Origin of the sequence: Microbacterium sediminicola (genome assembly GCF_039531125.1) — a bacterium.
In the GTDB taxonomy this organism is placed as follows: Bacteria; Actinomycetota; Actinomycetes; order Actinomycetales; family Microbacteriaceae; genus Microbacterium; species Microbacterium sediminicola.
The window spans coordinates 50462-71780 of record NZ_BAAAPL010000002.1; the positions used below are offsets into that span (position 1 = coordinate 50462).

The window sequence follows — 21319 nt, forward strand, 5'->3', positions numbered from 1 at the left end:
TACTAGCCGACCGATGTGACCGACGGAGGCTGCGCCGCCCGCAGGGTGCGAGCATCCGGTGCGGGCCTCACCAGGTGCGCGAACGCACTGAGGCGGGCAACCCCCTCGGGGGTGCGCGGCAGATCGTCGAGGAGCCCCGGCGACGAGACGAGGTAGGCAGTGTGCATGGCACGCGAGATCGCGACGTTCAACCGGTTGCGCAGCAGGAGGAACTCGATACCGCGCGGGGCGTCCCGACCCGAGGATGCCGCCAGCGACACGATCGCGACCGCCGCTTCCTGACCCTGGAAGCGGTCGACGGTGCCCACACGCACCTCGGGGAAGCCGGCCGCGGCAAGTGTGCTCTCGACGAGAGCCTGCTGCGCGTTGTACGGCGTGACGACGATGATGTCGGCCTCGCCGAGGGGGCGAGCAGCCGCCGGCAGGACATCACCCGCCTCGGTCTCGCGCACATCCGTCCACGCGCGACCGAGCACATCGCGCACGAGCCCGGCCACGACAGCAGCCTCCGGCTCGGACTCCGTGGCGCAGCCGCGGTGGGGCACCGGAACGGGGACCAGCCCCGGCTCGACGCCCTCCAGGCTCCGCAACGCGGTGCTGGGGTGCGCGTGGAGCGCACCTCGGTACGAGAGCTGCGAGACCGGTGCGGTGACCGCCGGGTGCATGCGCCGGGATGCCGCGAGGAAGCGTCCGAACTCCGGACGGATGACGTCTTCGTCCGCCATGATCCAGCCGAGCGCCGAGACATCCACCGGTTCGGGGTGGGTGCCCTGGCTCACCTGCGGGAGCTGCTGCGGGTCTCCGATCAGCAGCAGCCGCGGCGCGGCGACGGAGACCGCGATGGTGGCCGCGAGGGAGAACTGGCCCGCTTCGTCGATCACGAGCAGGTCGAGGCCACGCCGCGGAATCCGCTTGTCGTTGCTGAAGTCCCACGCCGTGCCACCGACGACGTAGCCGTGGTGATCGTGCTCGGCGGCGAACGCGGCGACCCCGTTCTTTCGTATCGTCGTGAAGGTCAGGCCCTGCGCCTCGGGGTCTTTGGGCGCTTTCGCCACCTGCGACGCGGGCACGCCGGCGGCGACCACCCGGTCGAGCATGTGCTCGACCACGGCGTGGGACTGGGCGACGACGCCGACCCGATAGCCGTGCTCGGCCACGAGCCGTGCGATCACGTGCGATCCGACGTAGGTCTTCCCTGTTCCGGGCGGCCCCTGCACGGACAGCGCGCTGTGATCGAGTCGCAGCACCGCTGCGGTCACGGCATCCACGTCGTTGTCATGCGCGGTATCGCTGCCGGACTCCTGCCGGAGACGCGCCGGCATGCGGCGCAGGATGTCGACCGCAGGATCGCGCGGGAAGCCGGGAGCGGCGGCGATCAGCGCGTCGGACCACTCGTCGATCGCTGTCTGTTGCGACAGTGCGCGCGGCGGCGACGCCGGAGTGAGGGCGACCGGGAGCTCCTGCCAGGTGAAGCCCTCGACCGCCGTCTCCTCGACCAGGAAACCGTCGTCCAGGTCGGAGATCACCGTGACGGGGTGGCCTTCGTGGATGCGGCGGGGCTGACGCTCGACGGGGAACGGCGCGGGCATCTCGTACAGCGCGTACGGCTGGCTACCGGGGCTCATGCGTGTTCCCGGGGATACCTCACCGCGGATCTCGATCCGGCGGCGTTCGACGCGCGATCGACCGCCCTCTGCGAGATGCCAGTCCTCGAGGACGCGTGAGCGCAGCGCATCCGTCACGACGACGTCGCGGGTGTCCTGCCACAGTGAGATCGGCTCGCGCAGGCGGAGGAAATGCGTCGCCCAGAACGACTTCGCCTCCCGCGGGTAGTAGTCGATCGCGGCGGCTGCCAGGCGTAGCGCTTGGGCGTCTGCGGGCTTCGCACCCTCCGCCAGACGGAGGAGCTCCATGGCACGCAGCGACGGCTCGTATGCGTCCACGGTGGGCTCGGGATTCGCGGACGGGTGGAGCCCCGCCTCGCGAGCGCGATCGACGAGCCAGTTGCGCAACCGGAGGGTGGACACGCAGTCGTAGCGGTTGTAGTCCGCCAGGTCGTCGAAGATCTCCTGTGCACCGGCAGCGTCGCCGTCGTCCTCGAGTGCGCGCGCTTCGACGTAGCGAACGATCGAGTCGTCGCCGCGCTGGACATCGCTCGTGCGGACCTGGTCGCCCATGTAGAGCGGCTCGAGCTTCTTGATCGAGTACGACCGGGAGCCAACCCGCAGCGCCCGCCGCACGATCGGGTAGAGATCCACGAACACGCCGTCGCGCAGCAGTCGGTCCACCTCACCCTCCCGGACGCCGTAGCGCGCCGCCATCTCGGCCAGATGCGTGGGCTCGTAGGGGGCGTAGTGGTAGATGTGCATGCCCGGGAACTGCTCGCGCCGCAACGCGACGTAGTCCAGGAAGTCCCCGAGCGCCGCGCGCTCGTCGGTGAACGAGTGCGCCCACAGCGCCGAGTACTGCTCGGCCGTGTCGACCCACCCGAACAGGTAGTCCAGCCCCCACAGCGCCGCCCCGGCACCGTCCGCCCGCTCGGTGTAGAGCGGGTCACCTTCGAAGTCGAAGAAGATGTCGCCGTGGTCCGGCCGCGGAAGGGCGGCCAGCGCGCGGGGGGCGATCACCTCGTAGCGCGGCACGTCGGGCTGCGTCACCGCGGTTCTCTCCCCGGTCGCTACCGGGATGCCGATTCCGGCGGGGCTCTCCAGCTGCAGACGCGCCTGGGTGCGAAGACCCGCCAGGGTGTCGGGGTTCATTCCCTCCACCGCATCCCCACCCGCTGCCAGATCGTCGATCGTGCGCACTCCGGCCGCGCGGAGCCGTTGCCGCTGGGAGGGGCGCATGCCCGCGACCAGCAGCAGGTCGCGCTGTGCGACGACATCCAGCTCACACGTCGCGCACCGGCCGCACGCCGTCACCACAAGATCCCCCCGCTCGTCACCCCACGCGATCGGTGCGTCGTCGGCGAGGCGGTCGTCGATGAGTGCGCGCAGGCGCCCCCGTCGCAACTCGAAGACCGGCATCAGCTCGTCCACCGCGTGCGTGCTGACCGCGCCGTCGCCGAGCAGCAGCTGGACATCATCGGCCCGAGGCACACCGAGCTCGTCGAGCTGGTCGACGTATGCCGCGAGCTGCATAAGCGCGGTGACCTTCGCGCGCCGGGCGAGTTTCGTGTCCTGCACGAGCCAGCGGCCCTCGTCGTCTCGGACGAGGAAGTCGGCAAAACCGACGAAGTCCCCGCTCGAGAACGCCGCCTGATAGAGCACTTCCGCGTTCGAGGCGAGCGCCGCCGAGGTCTGCGCGACCGCAGCGGCCAACGCCACGGCATCCGATGACCGGGTCTCGGGGATCTCGGCGACCCCACCCGGGAACCGCTCACCGTAGGCCTCGAGGACGCGCCGCTCGTGCAGTCCGCCGAGTCGCCCCGCGCGCTCGAGAGTCAGATCCTCGGGGTCTTCGACCGCTGCGACCCGCCCGAGCTTGGCGTCGAGCGCGCGCAACCAGGCGAACTCGCATTCCGCGGCGGCCTTGAGATCGCTGGCGCTCCAGATGACCCGGTTCTCCTCCTCGATGTAGCGCATGTTCCCCTTCCGCCTCTGAACGATAGCTGGCGGGCCCGACATCCCTCGCCCTGCGCGCGGGGCCGACCTGCCAGACTGTGGGGGTGAGCACGACAGATTCGTTCCGCAGCGCATACCGCCACGGTTTCGCGCGGGTCGCTGCGTGCACCGTTCCGGTAGCCATCGCCGATCCCGCCACGAACCTCTCGCACGTCCTCTCGGCCGCGCAGGCGTGTCATGAGGACACCGTGGCCATCGCCGTGTTCCCGGAGCTGTGTCTCTCCGGCTATGCGATCGACGACCTCGTGATGCAGGATGCCGTGCTGGACGCCGTCGAGGAGGCGGTGGGCGACCTCGTCGCCGCGTCTGTGGATCTCTTCCCGGTGCTCGTCGTCGGCGCGCCCCTGCGTCACCGCAACCGCCTGTACAACTGCGCGGTCGTGATCCACCGCGGCGAACTGCTCGGCGTCGTCCCCAAGTCCTCACTCCCGACCTACCGCGAGTTCTACGAGCGCCGCTGGTACGCGGCAGGCGACGACCAGGCCGGGCAGGACATCCGCATCGGTGACGCGGACGCCCCCTTCGGTCCCGACCTGCTGTTCGAAGCGCTCGACGTTCCCGGCCTCGTGGTGCACGCCGAGGTGTGCGAGGACCTCTGGGTACCCATCCCGCCGTCCTCACGTGCAGCGCTCGCGGGTGCGACCATCCTCGCCAACCTCTCGGGCAGTCCCATCACGATCGCGCGCGCGGAGGACCGCACCGAGCTCGTGCGCTCACAGTCGCTGCGGTGCCTGGCCGCCTACGCCTACGCCGCCGCCGGAACCGGCGAATCGACCAACGACGTCGCCTGGGACGGCCAGACGATGATCTACGAGGTGGGCGCGCTCCTGGCCGAGACCGAGCGATTCCCGGACGGCGCGCGAGCGTCGATCGCCGACGTCGATCTCGACCGGCTGCGCCAGGAGCGGCTGCGCCAGGGCACGTTCGATGACAATCGCCGGACGGCGGACCCCGCCTTTCGCGCCGTGCACTTCCGACTGGCGCCGCCCGTCGAGGACGTCGGGCTGCGACGCGAGGTCGCCCGCTTCCCGTTCGTCCCCACCGACCCCGACCGTCTCGCCCAGGACTGCTACGAGGCGTTCAACATCCAGGTCGCGGGCCTCGCACAGCGACTACGGGCGATCGGCAACCCGAAGCCGGTGATCGGCGTGAGCGGCGGCCTCGACTCGACGCACGCGATGCTCGTGATCGCGCAGGCGATGGACCGCCTGGAGCGGCCCCGCTCAGACATCCTCGCCTACACGCTCCCCGGCTTCGCCACGAGCGACCACACCCGCGGCAATGCGGTCGCGCTCGCCGAGGCGCTCGGCGCATCGATCGAGACGATCGACATCCGCCCGACCGCGGCCGAGATCTTCCGCAGCATCGGGCACGAATACGCGGCGGGCGAGCCCGTCTACGACATCACCTTCGAGAACGTGCAGGCAGGGGTGCGCACCGACCTGCTGTTCCGACTCGCGAATCAGAACGGCGGCATCGTCGTCGGCACCTCGGACATGTCGGAACTCGCGCTCGGATGGGCGACGTACGGCGTGGGCGATCACATGAGTCACTACGCCGTGAATCCGGGGGTGCCCAAAACCCTGATCCAGCACCTCATCCGCTGGGTCATCTCCGCCGGCCCCGACGAGGGCGCGACAACGCTCACCGAGGAGGCCAAGGCCGTGCTGCAATCGGTGCTCGACACCGAGATCAGCCCCGAGCTGGTGCCCGCCGACCAGGACGGCAACATCCAGTCCACGCAGGACCGGATCGGCCCCTACGCGCTGCACGACTTCACCCTGTTCCACGTGCTGCGCTACGGCTTCCGCCCCACCAAAATCGCGTTCCTCGCCCACCACGCATGGGCGGACGCGGAGGCCGGCGGCTGGCCACCGGGATTCCCGGTCGACGAGCGCTACGGGTATGAGCTCGACGAGATCGTGCGCTGGTTGCGGGTGTTCCTGCAGCGGTTCTTCGGCTTCGCGCAGTTCAAGCGCTCCGCGATCCCGAACGCCCCGAAGGTCTCCCCGGCGGGCTCACTGTCACCGCGCGGTGATTGGCGCGCCCCCTCGGACGGCAACGCCCGCGCGTGGCTCGCCGAACTCGACGCCCAGTTCCCGCCGTCCTGACCGAGGCCCGCCGCCCACCCGAGTTGCACTTCGCAGGTCCGAGTTGCACTTGCCTGGGACGAATTGCACTTCGCTGGCGCGAGTTGCACCTCTCGGTTCAGCGCGGCAATCCGTCGGCGGGCGTCTCGGCATCCACCGCGTCGGCGAACGCAAGCGTCACAACGAAGCCGTCGCGCGACAGGTCGACGATCGTGTACTCGGCCTTGCGGTCCCGGATCCAGCCGCGCAAGCGCGTGGCATCGAGCTTGACCACCTCGGACGGAACACGGGTCCCGCGCCCGTCGGCCTCGCGCACCGCCTGCACGCGCGTCCAATGGTCGATGAGATCGAGCGTGTTCTCCTCGTTGAACAGGTGCGAGTGCCGCTGCATGTCCCGCACCGTGGCATCGTCGGGGTGCACGTCACGGATGTCGAGACCGACCACGAAGGGCTGGTCGGTGAGGGCCACGACCGTGGCAGCCCGGAAGCTCGCGTTGCGGATGAGGAAGGGCAGCTCCTCGCCGTCGACGCTCGCGAACAACTCGGTGTGGAATCCGAACTGGGCGGGCGCCTCTCGCGTGACGAGCACCTCGCGCGGATCGATCTTGAGGCGCGCGGCCACCAGTTCTTTCGCGAGCAGACGCTTGCGGTCGTGTTCGCTCATCGAGGGATCCCACCCCAGACGGGCGTCGATTCCTGCGGGGGTGTCCAGCACGACAGATTTCATGGCAGCCTCCTGAGGTCCATCTTGTCGCCTCAGCGCGGCGATCGGCACCATCGGTGGCCGGGAAATTCGGTCACCGCACGGCGAGGTTGCTCAGATCTGGAATTCGTCGGATGCCGCGCCCCGGCGGCGCCTGGTCATATCGACGACACCGATGACGAGCGCAAGGGAGATGAACACCGCGACCGAGATCGAGCCGATCATGTAGGCGTCGTGGTAGACCTCGAGTGACGCCTTCGAGTCGCTCTCACGGAAGATCGTCGCGTAGAACAGCGCGAGACCGACGGCCGTTCCCACCGCCGTGCCGATGCGCTGGCCGAGCTGACCGAGCGAGCCGGCAAGGCCCCCCTCCCGGACGGGGATGTCAGCGAGCGCGAGCGTCTGGTTGGGCGAGACCACGAGTCCACCGCCCGCGCCGGCGAACACCATGACCCCCGCCATCGCGTAGGGGGCCCACTCGGCTGGAACGAGCACAGCGGTGGCGACAAGGCCGGCGATGGCGGCGAGCACGATGATGAGCCCCCACACGACGACTCCCCGACCGTGCGTCGACACCAGATTGCCGCCGATCCAGGAACCGACGGCGCTGGCAACAGCGAAACCGATGCCGACCATTCCGGCGAAGACGGGCGCGAGCCCGAGTCCGGTCTGCAGGTACAGCGTCGTGAGCAGGAAAAGCGCCGGAAGGCCCGCGAAGTAGAAGGTGACCAACAGCGTCGCGTTGCGGTACGAGCTGATCTGAAAGAGCGAGAACGGGATGAGCGGGACCTTGCCGGATGCCGCATACCGCCGTTCCCATGCGACAAACAGCGCTGCCACAACGACGAAGACGACAAGCAGCCACCACCGCATCGGATCATCGTCAGGCGAGCCCGTCGTGAACAGGAACGGCCACATGAGCGCGAAGATCGCCAGCCCGAACAGGATGACGCCGACCGGGTCGAGCGTCACGGGTCGCGGCGACCGACCCTTGGTCGTCGGGAGCACCCATATCGCCGCGGCGATCGCGGCGAGCCCCAGCGGCAGGTTGATCCAGAAGATCCACCGCCAGCCGTCGCCGTCGCCACCCAGGGCGATGAGGAGTCCTCCGAGGGTGGGGCCGATCGCCGTGGAGATCGAGATGACGGCGCCGAACAGCCCGAAAGCCCGCCCGCGCTCTTTGCCGACGAAGATCTGCTGGATGATGCCGAGCACCTGCGGCATCTGGATGCCGGCGCCGATGCCCTGGATGAAGCGGGCGGCCATGAGCAGCTCGGCCGTCGGGGCAAGCGCGCAGGCAAGGCTCGCGAGCGTGAAGGTGGCCAGTCCCACGATGAACAGCGCGCGGCGAGAACGTTGATCTCCCAGGCGACCCATCGGCACGAGGAAGAGGCCGAACGCAAGAACGTAGCCCGAGACGATGAGCTGCAGCTGCGTCGAATCGGCACCGAGAGAGGCCTCAATGGAAGGGAGGCTGACATTGACCTTCGACAGATCGAGAATCGTCAGCGCCGCGACCGAGACGGCGACCGCGAACGCGCGCCATTTGGCGGCCTGGCTGAGAAGGATCGTCGCGGTCCTCGGGTGGACGGACTCGGCGGGATCCTGGTGACTCACCCACCCATTGTAGTTCCACACATCTGAAACCCGGGCCGTGAGCGGGCGCCGGCGGCGGCCTCAGTGGGGTGTGGTCACGTGCTGCCGGATAACGCTCGGCCCCTGTGCCGTGGCCTCGACCGTGAGCCCGGCCGGAAGTTGTTCTTTCATCGTCTCCACGTGGCTGATCACGCCGACCACGCGCCCTCCGGCCCTCAGATCATCGAGGGTGCGCATCGCGAGGTCGAGTGTCTCGGCGTCCAGTGACCCGAACCCCTCGTCGATGAACAGCGTGTCCAGCGCAACTCCGCCCGCGCGCGCAGTGACAACCTCGGCCAACCCCAGCGCGAGGGCGAGGGAGGCAAGGAAGGTCTCGCCGCCCGACAGCGACTGGGGCGGGCGGGCGCGGCCGGTGTACACGTCGTGCACCTCGATGCCCAAACCCGAAGCCGCATTGCGGCGGGCCAGCGCGTCGGTGTGCTGCAGTCGGTAGCGTCCGCCCGACATCTCCGCCAACCGCACGTTCGCGGCCGCGACGATCTCTTCGAGCTCGGCGGCCAGGACAAAGGTCTCGAGCGTCATGCGCTTGGTGTTCGGCGCGCGCCCGGCGAGCGTATTCGCAAGACGCGTGAGACTGCGGTGGCGCGCATCCGCCTCGGCCGTCTCCGCGACGAGCGCGTCGATAGCCGCACGCAGCTCCGTGAGGCGACGCAGCTCGGTTGCGGCCGCGGTCTCCGCCGCGATGATCTCCGCCAGGTGCGCGCGCGAGGCGGCGACCGTCGCCTGCGAGGCGGCGAGGTCGACAGGCTCTTCCCCGACATCGGCCAGAACCAGTTCGAGCGCGAGCAGGCGCTCGCGGGCCGCCGCGAGCTCCGCCTCGTGGGTGCGCACCCGCTGCTCGAGTGCATCGGCGGCCGCGGGATCGAGCAGGCTCCGCCTGACCTCATCGACATCGTCGAACGAGGATGCCGCGAGTTCGGCGTCGCGCGTCGCGATGGCCTCCTGCCGTGCGCGCCGGCGGGCGCGCGCCTCCGCTCGCGCTGCGCGAAGCTGCTCGGCGGTCGCCTGACGCGCCTCGGCGTCGGCGATCATCGCCGATACCGACGCGAACGTTCCCCGTGCGGCATCCACCTGCTGCCGGGTATCGACGATCTTCGCGTCGAGCACAGCGATCTCCTGGCGCAGCGCCGCAGCGCCGGCCTGGTCGTCGTGGATGCGCTGGTCTGCTCTCTGCACGGCATCCAGGAGGGCGTCCCGGTCGGCGTCGAGCGCCCCGAGCGCCTCACGCGCCTGTGCACACTCCCGCACCAGCGCCTGCGCGCGCTCACATTCCTCGGCGAGCGCGTCGACGGATCCGTCGGCGATGGAGACCTGAGCCTCCCACCTCGACCGCAGATCCGCGAGCTTCTCGGCGGCGGACCTGTCCGCCGATACCGCCGCATCGCGGGCGATCTCCGCCTGCTCGAGCTCCTCATCCGACACCGGGTCGCCGCTCGAGACGGCAGGTGCCGGGTGATCGAGGGAGCCGCAGACGGCGCAGGCCTCCCCCGGCTCGAGCGCGGCCGCAAGCTCACCCGCGTATCCCTCCAGACGCCGACGCACCAGCTCGGAGACGGCGGCGGCGGCGCGCGCGGCCTCGACCGCGGTCTCCGCACGGTGACGTTCGGCAGCGCTCGTGCGGGCGTCGAGTTCGTGCGCCTCGCGCGCGGCGCTCAGCCTCACCGTCATCCGATCGAGGTGTTGCGATGCACGATCGGCATCCGCAGCCAGCGCGACGAACTCGTCGCGCTGGCTCGCGAGAACACCCAGGCGCTCGGCATCGCGCGTACGTTGCGCAGCCACCGCAGCCGTGGCGGCTGCGGCCGTCTCGAGATCAGACACCACCGCGCTCCTTCGGGCGAGCGCCGCGGTCATCTGCGTCTCACGGTCGCGGGCGTCGGCGGCGCGGGCGAGGGCGGCTGTGAGCAGCCGGACGTCCTCATCGAGCGCGGTCGCGGAAGCCTCGGCGTCGCCCCCCGCGCGCGCATACGCCTCCGCCGCTGCGGCTTGTACGGCGTCGGCCGTGCGGACGGCGTGGTCGGCAACCTCGACGGCCTCGATCGGGATGCGCAGGGTCTCTGCGAGGCGAGCATCGGCGAGCGCCCGCCGATGCTCCGAGATTCGGGGCTCCGCAGACTCGAGCGCGCTCAGTGCCGCGCGCACATCGCGTCGTTCGCCCTGAGCGCGAGAGGATTCCGAGCGCCGCGCATGATCGGCCTCCGCACCGACCTGCGCCTGCGCGGCGCGCTCCCGCTGATCGCCGAGCGTCTGCGTGCGATAACGAAGCCGCTGCTCCGCGCGCTCCACCCGCGCCGCGCGCTCAGCCACCGTGCGCTCCGGCTCGAGGTCAGCGTCGTCCGCGACGCCGACCCGCTGTGCGAGCGCGTCAGCCTCGTCGAGCAATTGCTCCAGGCGATCGGCCTCCCGCGTCAGCGCCTGCTCGGACTGCCGGCGCTGGTCGTCGAGCCGCTGCGCGTAGTCTTCGAACACCTTGGTGCCGAACAGGGTGCGGAGCAGCCGCTGACGATCCTCGTTCTTCGCGAGCAGGAACTGCGAGAAGCGGTTCTGAGCGAGCAGGATGACCTGGAGAAATTGTTGCTGGGACAGCCCGAGCACACCGTGGAGTTCCTCACCGACCTCACGCGCACCGGATGCGACACCGATCCACGCGGCGCCGTTCCACCGCTCGAGAAGCGCCTTGGCGGCCACCGTCGTCAGTCCCGTACCACGCGCCTTCTGCCGCTCATAGTCGGGTGAGCGCGTCACCCGCCAGCGCTCGCCCGCCGAGGTGAACTCCAGAGCGACCTCGGTGAGGTGCGTCGGTGCGCAGTGGTCGCTGCGAAGACGCCGGTCCGTCCCCTCATAGCGCGGCACTGCACCGTACAGCGCGAAGCAGACGGCGTCGAGGACGCTCGATTTCCCCGCTCCCGTGCGGCCCGCGATCAAGAAGATGCCCCCGGAGGCCAGTGCGTCGAAGTCGATGCTCTGGCGTTCGAGGAAGGGGCCGAACCCCTCGATCTCGAGACGGTGGAGTCTCACGCGAGGGCCTCGGCGACCGCATGATCTGCCACCAGATCGGCGATGACCCCCTGCTCCTCGTCCGATGCGCCCTCGCCCGCGCGCACATGGGTCAGAAAGGCCTCGATCAGGTCCTCATGGCGCACCGCCGCGCGCACCTTCTGCCGGTAGTCGCGGCGGTCTTCGTCGGGGGCGACCGCCGGCACGTGCACGACCGTCGCGCAGTGGGGAAAACGCCGCTGCAGTCGCCGCATCGGATCGAGCTGTGGTGTGGCATCCGTGTATTCCGCGCGCACCCAGAAGTCCTCGGCGTGTGAGAACCGCGCATCCTCGCAGAGCTCATCGAGGGTGCCACAGAGCACCGCAAGCGGTCGCGGGACCGGCAGGTCGAGCCATGTCACTGTCTGGAGTCCCGACGCGTCGAGGTCGAGCAGCCAGCTGCCGCGGGGCTTGTTCGCCTCGCCGAAGCTGTAGTGCAGCGGCGCCCCCGCGTACCGCACGCGGTCGGAGAGCATCTGTCGACCGTGGATGTGGCCGAGAGCGACATAGTCGGGGCCGTCGAACACCGACAACGGGACGACATCCACCCCGCCCTGCTGGATGTCGCGCTCGAGGCCCGCGGTCGGCTCGACGCCAGCCGCGAAGCAGTGGGAGATCGCCACGGCGCGGCCGCCGCGCACACCCATGTCAGCGCGCACGAGGTCCATCGCATGCGTCAACACATCCCGTTGCGTGCGCAGGGTGACCTCAGGCCAGACCGCTCGGACAAGAGCCGGTTCGAGGAACGGGATGCCGTAGAGGTGGACCGGTCCGTGCACGTCGGAGACGGTGATCGGGGTGGCACAGGCGGCGGGGTCGGTGACGATGTGGATGCCGTCGCGCAGGAGCGCGGCTTGGAAGCCGAGTCGCGCCGCCGAGTCGTGGTTCCCGCTGGTGACGATGACGGTGGCGCCGGCATCGGCGAGGCCGCGGAGCGTGTCGGTCAGCAGCGTGTAGCACCCCGCGGAGGGCGCTGAGGAGTCGAACACGTCGCCGGCGACGATGACGACGTCGACATCGTGCTCGCGCACCTGGTCGATGAGCGCCCCCAGCACGTCACCGAGCGCATCGAGGGTCGAGTTCCCGTGGAACGACCGCCCGATGTGCCAGTCGGAGGTGTGCAGGATGCGCATGCCATCACGCTACGTGCCCCCTCCGACATCGCCGGGGAGACACCCGGACCCACCCCTCACCCGAGCGACGAACCCACACTTTCAGTGCGAACCCATACCGAAATGGCGCGATGAACGTGTGGGTTCGCAACGAACGTGTGGGTTCGCGCAGAAAGCGTGGTTCAGCCGCGCGGGGCGAGAATGCCGGCGCGCTCGGGGTGCTTCTCGAACCATTCCCCGACGTACCAGCACATCGGGATGACCGTGCGGTCGCCCCGCGACTCGAGATCGGCGACGGCGCGCTCGACGACGATCTCGGCATAGCCCTGGCCACGGAAGGTCGGCACCGTGAAGGCCCTCGTGAGCGAGACGGATCGGCCGTCGTCGCGATAGTCGAGCGCGCTTACCAGGACATCGCCCCGGTGGAGCGTGTAGCGCGAGGAATCCACCTCGTTCTCGAAACGCAGGTCGTCGTGCATCGTCCCAGGCTACGCTCACCCGCGATCCTGTCGGCCGGACGCGGTACCGAATTTGACGCGCCCATGCGGTATCCGAGATAATCGCCCGCATGACTGACAACACGCACGTCCTGTCCGCCTGGGAGGCGAACGGAACTGCCGGCATGATGATGGCCGGCCGCGTTGTCATGTGTTGTCGAATGCGTCGCTGACCACGGACATCCGCCGGGCTGTTTCTGCGAAAACATTCGCTCAGCCCCCGAGCACATCCACCGGATCGCGCTCCTCACCGGCCACCAGGGCCACCGCAGCACACTTCCGTCCGCATTGACGCGGACCCGCCGCAAGGATCATCATCCCCATGTCGAACATCGCTCTTCTCGAAGCCCGTCCCACCGACCGCCACCTGCACGCCGTGCCGCCACTTCCCGAATCACCGGCCCCCGCCACCCGCGCCGCGCGCGGGTTCGCGCTGTACGTCGGTCTCGATGAGGTCAAGGCCGCCGAGGCTGGAGTGTCGCTGCCCGTCCTCGTCGCGGCCCTGCGCCGCACCCTCGCCGAACTGGCCCCCGAGGCCGAGACGTACGCGACGGTCGCCCTCGCCTCCGACGCCGCGGGCGGGCGGGATGTGGATGTCGTGCGCCGCGCACTGCGAGAGCCGTCGGCGCTCGCGGCGCTGGCCGCCGAAACCGAGCGCACCGAGGCCGCTGCACGCGGGGTCGAGTTCGACATCTCGCGCAAGCGCGTGCTGATCGACGGCGTCTCGGCCGCTTTCACCTTCAAGGAGTTCGAGCTGCTGCAGTATCTCGTGCTGCGCGAAGGACGCACGATCGAGCGCGCGGAGCTCGTCGAGTCGCTCTGGGCGGATGCCTCGGACGACGAGGCACCCGGCGAGCGCACGATCGACGTGCATGTCCGTCGCCTGCGCGCCAAGCTCGGTCGCTACGAGGACATCGTGCGGACCGTCCGCGGAGTCGGCTACCGCTTCGACCGTCACGCCGACGTCGTGATCCGCTACGGTCACGGCACCCCGTCGCCCGACCGCTTCTGACCCACCAGACCAGTCCGTCCGCGCGAAACCCGTCGATCGTGCGCACGTCACGGCTGATCTCGGCAGCGGAGGTTGGTTTCGCGGGGTCGGGGACGGCGCAAGCGCGGATGTCATCCGTGCGGCCTACAGTGACGGCATGACCTCGCTCGCGCCGGAGCCGCGCACTCGTGCCGCGGCGCGTGCCCGTGAACGGCCGATCGAGACCACCTACCGCCCCCGCGCCGCACTCGACCTCGCACTCACGGTCGGCGTGCAGCAGCGCGGCGGCAAGGACCCCGCGTTCGCCCGCAGCCCGGGCGTGCTGTGGCGCGCGAGCCGCACACCGGAGGGCGTCGCGACCCTCGCCCTACGCCAGCGCCCGGACGGGACTGTGGATGCCGCAGCCTGGGGCCCCGGCGCCCAGTGGGCACTCGAGCAGATGCCGAGGCTGTGCGGCGCAGACGATGATCCGAGCGGATTCGATCCGTCCCGGCATCCGCTGATCGCGCGTCTGGCCCACGAGAATCCGGGACTGCGCCTCGGGCGGACCGATCTCGTCTTCGACGTGCTGGCCTCATCGATCATCGAGCAGAAGATCACCGGCCTGCAGGCCTTCGCGGCCTGGCGACGACTGGTCACATGGCACGGGACGCCCGCCCCCGGACGGACGCCACGGCCGATGTTCGCCCCACCCACCGTCGAGGGCTGGCGCGCAATCCCCTCGTGGGACTGGCATCGCGCGGGCCTGGAACCGCCCCAAAGCAGGACGATCGTGCGCGCCGCCGCCCGCGGTGCGTCGCTCGAGCGCGCCGTGCGCGACGCGACCGACGGCGAACAGGTCGACCGGGTGCTGATGAGCCAGCCCGGCATCGGGGCCTGGACCTCATCCGAGACGCGGATGCGCGCGCTGGGGGATCCGGACGCGGTGAGCGTGGGCGATTTCCACCTCGCGCACGAGGTCGGCTTCGCCCTCGCGGGCGCGCGCACCGACGACGATGGGATGCTGCGACTCCTCGCGCCGTGGGCGGGACAGCGGCAGCGCGTCATCCGGCTGCTGGAGGCGAGCGGCATCAGCGAACCGCGCCGCGCCCCACGCCTGCATCCCGAGGACCATCGAGACCGCTGAGGTCCGCGCTCAGGTCAGCAGGCGCTCCAGCACGCGGACCACCCCGTGCTCTCGATTCGAGGGCGCACGGAACCGCGCCGCGGCGGCGACATCAGGATGGGCGTTGGCCATGGCGAAGGAGTAATCGGCGGCGCCCATCATCTCGAGGTCGTTGAGGTAGTCGCCGAACACCGCCGTCTGGGCGGCGGTGACTCCGAGCGAGTCCTGCAGACGACCGAGCGCCGTCCCCTTCGACACACCGCGGTTCATGACGTCCACCCAGTGATGGCCCGAAACCACGACCTGGTGCGTGGCGCGGTGCCGAGCAAGCGCCGGCGCGGTCTCGCGCTCGGCGTCCGCGAAGTCGAAGACCGCGACCTTGAGGATGGTGTCATCGACTGCGGTGAGGTCCTCGACCTCCTCGAGGCGCGCGTAGTACTTGTCGGCCTCGGTGCGAAACGCGTGGTCGGTGCGCTCGATGTAGGCCGACCGCGTGCCGCACAGGACGACCCCGACGTCGTGTGCGAACCCGCGCACGTCGTGGACAAGTCCGTCGACGAAGGCACGGTCCATCGGCTCCGAGCTGATCTCGACATCTCCCCGCATGACGAGCGTGCCATTCTCGGCGATATAGACCATGGCATCGCCCCGTGCGCCGAACTCGCGGCGCAGCGTCGCATACTGCCGTCCGCTGGCGGGTGCGAAGTGGATGCCGCGCGCGGCCATCACATCCAGCAGCGGCCAGAGTCCCTCGGGCACCCGCCCGTTCTCATCGAGCAGAGTGCCGTCCATGTCGACGGCGACCAGCCGGATGTCGGCCCCGAGGCCGTCGAGCTGATCGAGTTCGGGCAGATCGTCCACGGCCGCGGGAAATGAATCGGTCACCGATCCATTCTCGCGGCATCCACGTGGGCAGGGACCGTGTCGGGCACCGGAGACACGCGCGGCGACCCGCCGACCACCCAGTAGGCGAGGCCGACGATGACGGCCCCTCCGACGAGGTTGCCCAGACCCACCCACAGCATGTTGGTACCGAACGAGGCCCACGTGGCGCTCGGCACGCCCGTGGCGAGCCCGAGCGTGAAGGTCGTCATGTTCGCAACGACGTGCTCGAATCCGGACGTGATGAAGGCGAGCAGGGCCCAGAAGATCACGGCGAGCTTGGGCCCGTCGGTCGTCAGCCGTGCGCACATCCAGATCGCCACGCACACGAGCACGTTGCAGAGGATGCCGCGCACGAACAGCTCCAGCGGCGACTCGTATGCCTTGGCTTCGAGCATCGCATCGAGCATGGAGGCTGCGGCGGGGTTGGCATGAAGGATTCCGGAGAAGGCAATGAGAGTTCCGAACGCCGCGGCGCCCAGCAGGTTGGCCGCGAAGGTGAATCCCACGCCTCCGGCAGCGGATCCGACTCCCACCGCGCGCATCAGCGCCCCCTGGGTGAGGGTCATCATCGATGAGGTGACCAGTTCTGCGCCGGCGAAGACGACGAGGGTCAGCGCGACACCGAAGACCAGACCGCTGACGAGCTTGGCCCACCCGCTGTCCGCGGCGGCGAGCGGGCCGGCCGCGTTGAGCATCAGCACGACCGCGATACCGACGTAAGCACCGGCGAGCATTCCCGAGACGGTGAAGCGCAGCGGATGCCGCATCCCGTCCACCTTGTGGATGGCGGCGTCGGCCTGGACGGCGAGGGTCTGCTCGATCGTGCGCACACCGGCACGATATCTCTGTGGTCAGACCACAAGCAGAGGCGAAGGTCCCGAGCAGCGCGGCACGAGAAATATCTGTGCAGGAGAGCTGTCCATCTGCTCGACTGTTGTTCGTCGCTTCAGTAGAGGCCGCGGTCGGCGCGGCATCCACGACCGAAAGGACACCCCATGCAGTACATGCTTTTGCTCACCAGCGCCCCCGAGGACGGTCCCCAGCCCGGCAGTCCCGAAGAAGCGGCGGAAATGGGTGAGTGGTTCGCGTTCGACGACCTACTCAAGCGGGCGGGCGTCTTCGTCAGCGGTGAAGCCCTGCACCCGTACTCGACGGCGACAACGGTCCGGGTGCGAGGCGGTGAGACGCTCGTCACCGACGGGCCCTACGCCGAGACGAAGGAGTACCTGGGCGGCTACTACGTGATCGATGTCGCCGACATCGACGAGGCCATCACCTACGCGCAGAAGGTGCCGAACATCGGCTACGGGTCCGTCGAGATCCGCGCTGTGCTCGACGTGTCCACTCTGGCCGGCTAGACGGTGCGCTCCCCCGAGGTCGCTGAGGTCTTCGCCCGACAGTGGCCGCGCCTGGTCGCGACGCTGCGGGCGGACCTCGGCGACCTCGATCTCGCCGAGGAGGCCGCGCAACACGCCTTCGCCGCGGCATCCGAAACCTGGCCCGAACGTGGAACGCCGGATGCGCCCGGCGCGTGGCTCACGACGGTCGCGCGCCGGTGGGCGATCGATCAGGCCCGACGAGACACGCGCTGGGCGCAGCGCGAGGACCAGGTGCGCCACCTCATCGAGCGCCCACAGCGCTCACGCGGAACGATAGAAGACGATCTCCTGGCGATGATCTTCGGATGCTGCCACCGGGCCCTCGACGAGCAGTCGCGGGTCGCCCTCACCCTTCGCTATGTCGTCGGCTTGTCGACCGTGGACATCGCCCACGCCTTCCTCATCCCGGAGGCGACCATGGCAAAGCGCCTCGTGCGCGCGAAGAAGAAGATCGCCGCAGCAGGCATCCCCTTTCGCGTCCCCGATCGGGACGAATTGGATGAGCCGCTCCGCGAGGTTCTGCGGATCATCTATCTCGTCTACACGCAGGGCCACGCCGCGCCGACGGGGGAAATCGTGCGCGGCGACCTCTGCGAGGAGGCGCGTTGGCTCGCGGGCGCGGTCTGCGATCTCCTGCCAGCGCACGCCGAAACATGGGGTTTGGCGGCGCTCCTCGCCTTCACCGACGCCCGCCGGCCCGCTCGACTGGACGCCGACGGCGAGGTGGTGCTGCTCGCCGACCAGGTCCGCGAGAAGTGGAGCGCGTCAGCCATCGCCGAGGGACGCACGCTGTTGCAGAGAGCGCTGAGCCTGCGCCGGATCGGCCCCTACCAACTGCAGGCGGCGATTGCCGCCGCGCACGCGAACGCCGCGACCTTCGAAGAGACCGACTGGGCGACCATCCGACGGCTGTACGCCGTGCTGAAGCGGATCGACCCCTCACCTGTCGTCCTCCTCAACGAGGCGGTCGCCGCGTCGCTGGCAGACAGCCCGCGCGTGGGCCTTGAGCTCGTGGAGCCTCTCGAGGAGGCCCTGTCCGACTATCACTACTTCCACCTTGCCCGCGCCGATATGCTCGCGCGGGCGGGTGCTCGGGCCGAGGCGCGTCGAGCGTTCGATCTCGCCCTCTCACGATGCGGCAACGACGCCGAGCGCCGCGCGATCCGGCGCGCCGCCGAGCTGCGTCTCGGCGGTCAGATTCCCCGCCTAGAGGATGACGACCACCTTGCCGGGGACGTGGCCCTCCTCAACCTCGGCGAGAGCCACGGGCACAGACTCGAGGTCGACCTCCCGATGGATGACGGGCCGCAGGCGCCCATCGGACAGGAAGGGCGCGAGGAACTCCAGGTCGGCACCCGACCAGGAAACATTCGCCATGGCGACGCGCTCACTGCGAAAGCTGCTGCCGATCATCCCCGCAAAGATCCGGGCCGCCGGCCCCAGGAGCCGCCCTTCGCCGGGTCCGCCGACGAGGACGAGTGACCCACCCTCGGCCAGCAGTGAGCGCAGGTACGCGATCGACGTACCGCCGGCGAGGTCGAGGATGAGGTCGAACTTCTCGTCGATCCGCTCGACGTCGCCGCGGGCATAGTCGAGCACCCGGTCCGCTCCGAGCTGCCCCACCCAGCCAGCGTTGCGCGCACTGCAACTGGCGACAACGCGGCGGGCTTCGAGGATCTTCGCGATCTGCACCGCGAAGTGTCCAACACCGCCGGAGGCGCCGAGCACCAAGACCCGCGCGCCGGGGGTCATCCGCCCGGCGTCTCGGATCGCCTGTAGCGCGGTCAGCGCGGCAAGAGGTACCGCGGCCGCAGCGGCAGGCGCGACATCCTCCGGCAGACGGGTGATGTTCTCGGCCTTTGCTGTCGCGAACTCGGCGAGCGCGTTGTGGGCGCTGCCGAACACGTTGTCACCCACCGCGAAGCCCCCGACGCCGTCACCGACCGCGTCGATGACGCCCGCGACATCCACACCGAGACCGCGGTTCTTCGGCGCGCGCCACCCCGCTTCGGGACGCATGAGATACGGAAGCCCGCGCATGTGGTGCCACTCGAACGGATTGAGCGACGAGGCCTGCACGCGGATGCGCACCCAGCCGGGCTCGGGGTGGGGAATCGGGAGATCTTCGATGGCGAGGGCCTCAGGACCGCCGTACTCGCGTCGTTCGATGGCGCGCATTGTGCTTCCTTTCGTCGTGGCCGCTCGATCGACAGCCTTACGGTGTAAGTTCCCGACACACGGTAGCCTTACACCGTAAGTTGGTCAAGTCGATTTACGATTCGGAGCATGCCTGTGGCCGACGATGCACCCGACGAGGGGCGCCCGCCCCTCACCCGGGAGCGCATTCTCGGCGCCGCGCTCGCCATGGCCGATGAGCAGGGCATCGGCGGCCTCACGATGCGCGCGCTCGGGAAGACCCTCGACGTCGAGGCGATGTCCATTTACCACCACCTGCCCTCGAAGCAGGCGGTCATCGACGGCATCGTCGACCTCGTGTGGGCGGAAGTCACACTCACGCCCGAGGCCGAGGATTGGCGGCGGGCGGTCCGACGCACGGCGCGATCGGTGTTCGTGACGCTGCTGCACCACCCGTGGGCGAACCGGCTGCGCGCCACGAGCGGCGGGCCCGCCCGGATGACCTACATCAACGCCTCGCTCGCACACCTCCGAACAGCCGGCTTCACCCCTGAGCAGGCCTTCCACGCGCACCACGTGCTCGAGGCCTATATCCAGGGATATGTCATCCAGGCCGTCGACTTCGCGCCGCAGGACCCGGCGACCGAGGCGGTCCAGCGCGCTGCCGCGCTCGAGTTCCTCACCGCCGCGGGCATGACCGCGCTCGCCGAGCACGTCGAACTGCATGGCACGCACCTGGGTTCGAGCTTCGATTTCGGGCTCACCCTGCTCCTGGACGGTCTCGAGCGACGGCTGCGCGCGTAGCACCGGTCGTCAGCGAGCGAACACCGCCTCGCCCTCGACCCAGACGCGGCGGATGTCGTCCTGTCGCGACTGCAGCACGAGCGCGGTCGCCGGGTCGCGGTGCGGAAGCCAGTGCGTGCCGGACGTGTCGACGAGCACGAGGTCTGCACGTTTTCCGACCTCAAGAGAGCCGATCGCGTCGTCAAGACCCAGCGCACGCGCCCCCTCGATCGTCGCGTGGGCGAGCAGGTCGGCGGCCGCAGCCCGGACAGGTCCGGATCCCATGGAACGGTCGAACAGCATCGCGGCTCGCATCTCGGCGACCATGTCCGCGGGCGTGTTGAGCGTCGCATTGTCGAGTCCGAGTCCCATCGGGATGCCGGCGTCCACGAGCTCACCGAAGCTGCTCCGGGAGCCCCCGCCCCACATCGTCGCGGTCGCACAGTGCGCTCCCCCGCAGCCGCTCGCGGCGAGCGCCGCGCGGTCCGCCCCGTCGGTGAAGGTGAGGTGCGCCGCGACACTCCCCTGCCGCAACACACCGAGCCTGTCCAGCCGCTCGATCGCCCGCTCCCCCGAGACGTCGACCGCTCCCGGCTCTGACGCGCAGACATGCGTCGTGAACCCGGGCGCGCCGAGGTCGACAAGACCTGCGAGCAGCGCATCGGTTGCCATCTCGGGCAGTTCCACACTCGCCCACACGCTGACCCGACCGCGGGCGCGTGAGAGCGCGTCCCGCGCGAAGTCCAGCGCGACTCCCGTGGGGGCTGTCAGCGCCTCGGGCCGAAAGCCCTCGGGCGCCGCGTCGAAGAGGGAGTTCCAGCCGGGCGGGACACGGTCGGACACCATCGGAGCGATGATCCACCGCAGCCGGCTTACGTCGGCCGCCCGGATCGTGGCATCGAGCGCGGCGATCGCCCGGGGCTGGCCGACGTCGCCCACGCCCCAGCAGTCGAGCACGGTCGTGATGCCTGCCCGGGTCAGCTCCGCCGCCGTGAGCTCCACGGCACGGGCGGCGTCCTCGGGTCGGTACGAGAGGACTGTGCCGTAGTAGGTGCCGAAGAGCCAGTCGAAGAACTCTTGCGCCTCGCCGCGTTCGCCACGGGCGAGGGCGTCCATCGAGTGCTGGTGGGCGCTGATGTAACCCGGGTGAAGGATGCCGCCCGCGGCATCCACGCGCTCCGCGGCCTCGGGGGCCGGGCCTTCGCCAAACCCTGTGATCACACCGTCGTCGACGGCGAGCCACCCGCGCACGACGGTGCGCGAGGCATCCATGGTGAGGATGACCGCGTTGTCGATGACGAGGCCGTGACGCGACATCGGTGA

15 protein-coding genes and 1 pseudogene are annotated in these 21319 nt (G+C 69.7%); 6 read left to right on the forward strand and 10 right to left on the reverse strand.

Annotated features, from left to right (window positions below):
- Positions 1–2 precede the first annotated feature (2 nt).
- A complete protein-coding gene (locus ABD206_RS08770; RefSeq protein WP_344071602.1) occupies positions 3–3584 on the reverse strand; it encodes a TM0106 family RecB-like putative nuclease in 3582 nt (1193 codons plus the stop codon).
- Between the two features lie 83 nt (positions 3585–3667).
- Between ABD206_RS08770 and ABD206_RS08775 the strand changes: the two genes are divergently transcribed.
- Positions 3668–5734: an NAD(+) synthase gene (locus ABD206_RS08775; RefSeq protein WP_344071604.1), complete on the forward strand. Its 2067-nt coding sequence runs from the start codon at positions 3668–3670 to the stop codon at positions 5732–5734.
- A 97-nt stretch (positions 5735–5831) separates the two neighbouring features.
- Here the strand turns inward: ABD206_RS08775 and ABD206_RS08780 are convergent, their stop codons facing one another.
- From ABD206_RS08780 to ABD206_RS08800, 5 genes are all read right to left on the reverse strand, one after another.
- The gene (locus ABD206_RS08780; RefSeq protein ID WP_344071606.1) at positions 5832–6440 is read right to left on the reverse strand and encodes a hypothetical protein; all 609 of its coding nucleotides are present in this window, start codon (positions 6438–6440) and stop codon (positions 5832–5834) included.
- 90 nt (positions 6441–6530) lie between these two features.
- Positions 6531–8033 (reverse strand): MFS transporter, encoded by a 1503-nt coding sequence (locus ABD206_RS08785; protein WP_344071608.1) that lies wholly within the window; start codon positions 8031–8033, stop codon positions 6531–6533.
- Between the two features lie 60 nt (positions 8034–8093).
- A complete protein-coding gene (locus ABD206_RS08790) occupies positions 8094–11090 on the reverse strand; it encodes an AAA family ATPase (protein WP_344071610.1) in 2997 nt (998 codons plus the stop codon).
- Entirely contained in the window at positions 11087–12241 is a 1155-nt protein-coding gene (locus ABD206_RS08795; protein WP_344071612.1) for an exonuclease SbcCD subunit D, read from the reverse strand. Before ABD206_RS08795 ends, ABD206_RS08790 begins: the two co-directional genes overlap by 4 nt.
- A gap of 161 nt (positions 12242–12402) precedes the next feature.
- Positions 12403–12699 carry a GNAT family N-acetyltransferase gene (locus ABD206_RS08800; RefSeq protein WP_344071615.1) on the reverse strand — a complete coding sequence of 99 codons (297 nt, stop codon included), beginning with the start codon at positions 12697–12699 and terminating at the stop codon, positions 12403–12405.
- Between the two features lie 340 nt (positions 12700–13039).
- Here ABD206_RS08800 and ABD206_RS08805 point away from each other — a divergent pair, with 340 nt between their 5' ends.
- A complete protein-coding gene (locus ABD206_RS08805; protein WP_344071617.1) occupies positions 13040–13729 on the forward strand; it encodes a winged helix-turn-helix domain-containing protein in 690 nt (229 codons plus the stop codon).
- A 136-nt stretch (positions 13730–13865) separates the two neighbouring features.
- Complete coding sequence (locus ABD206_RS08810; protein WP_344071619.1) at positions 13866–14834, forward strand: DNA-3-methyladenine glycosylase family protein; 969 nt, start codon at positions 13866–13868, stop codon at positions 14832–14834.
- A 9-nt stretch (positions 14835–14843) separates the two neighbouring features.
- On the opposite strand, the gene ABD206_RS08815 is transcribed toward ABD206_RS08810, so the two are convergent.
- Entirely contained in the window at positions 14844–15665 is an 822-nt protein-coding gene (locus ABD206_RS08815; RefSeq protein WP_344073516.1) for a Cof-type HAD-IIB family hydrolase, read from the reverse strand.
- 29 nt (positions 15666–15694) lie between these two features.
- A complete protein-coding gene (locus ABD206_RS08820) occupies positions 15695–16528 on the reverse strand; it encodes a formate/nitrite transporter family protein (protein WP_344071621.1) in 834 nt (277 codons plus the stop codon).
- A gap of 165 nt (positions 16529–16693) precedes the next feature.
- Between ABD206_RS08820 and ABD206_RS08825 the strand changes: the two genes are divergently transcribed.
- Positions 16694–17056 carry a YciI family protein gene (locus tag ABD206_RS08825; RefSeq protein ID WP_344071623.1) on the forward strand — a complete coding sequence of 121 codons (363 nt, stop codon included), beginning with the start codon at positions 16694–16696 and terminating at the stop codon, positions 17054–17056.
- A 3-nt stretch (positions 17057–17059) separates the two neighbouring features.
- Positions 17060–17869, forward strand: a pseudogene (locus tag ABD206_RS08830) (RNA polymerase sigma factor); the annotation flags it as partial.
- Between the two features lie 414 nt (positions 17870–18283).
- On the opposite strand, the gene ABD206_RS08835 reads toward ABD206_RS08830, so the two are convergent.
- Positions 18284–19255: an NAD(P)-dependent alcohol dehydrogenase gene (locus tag ABD206_RS08835; protein WP_344071625.1), complete on the reverse strand. Its 972-nt coding sequence runs from the start codon at positions 19253–19255 to the stop codon at positions 18284–18286.
- A 108-nt stretch (positions 19256–19363) separates the two neighbouring features.
- On the opposite strand from ABD206_RS08835, the gene ABD206_RS08840 reads away from it, so the two are divergent.
- Entirely contained in the window at positions 19364–20017 is a 654-nt protein-coding gene (locus ABD206_RS08840) for a TetR/AcrR family transcriptional regulator C-terminal domain-containing protein (protein WP_344071627.1), read from the forward strand.
- A gap of 9 nt (positions 20018–20026) precedes the next feature.
- Here ABD206_RS08840 and ABD206_RS08845 read toward each other — a convergent pair whose 3' ends face one another.
- On the reverse strand, positions 20027–21313 hold the full coding sequence (locus ABD206_RS08845) for an amidohydrolase family protein (protein WP_344071629.1): 1287 nt from the start codon (positions 21311–21313) through the stop codon (positions 20027–20029).
- Positions 21314–21319 lie beyond the last annotated feature (6 nt).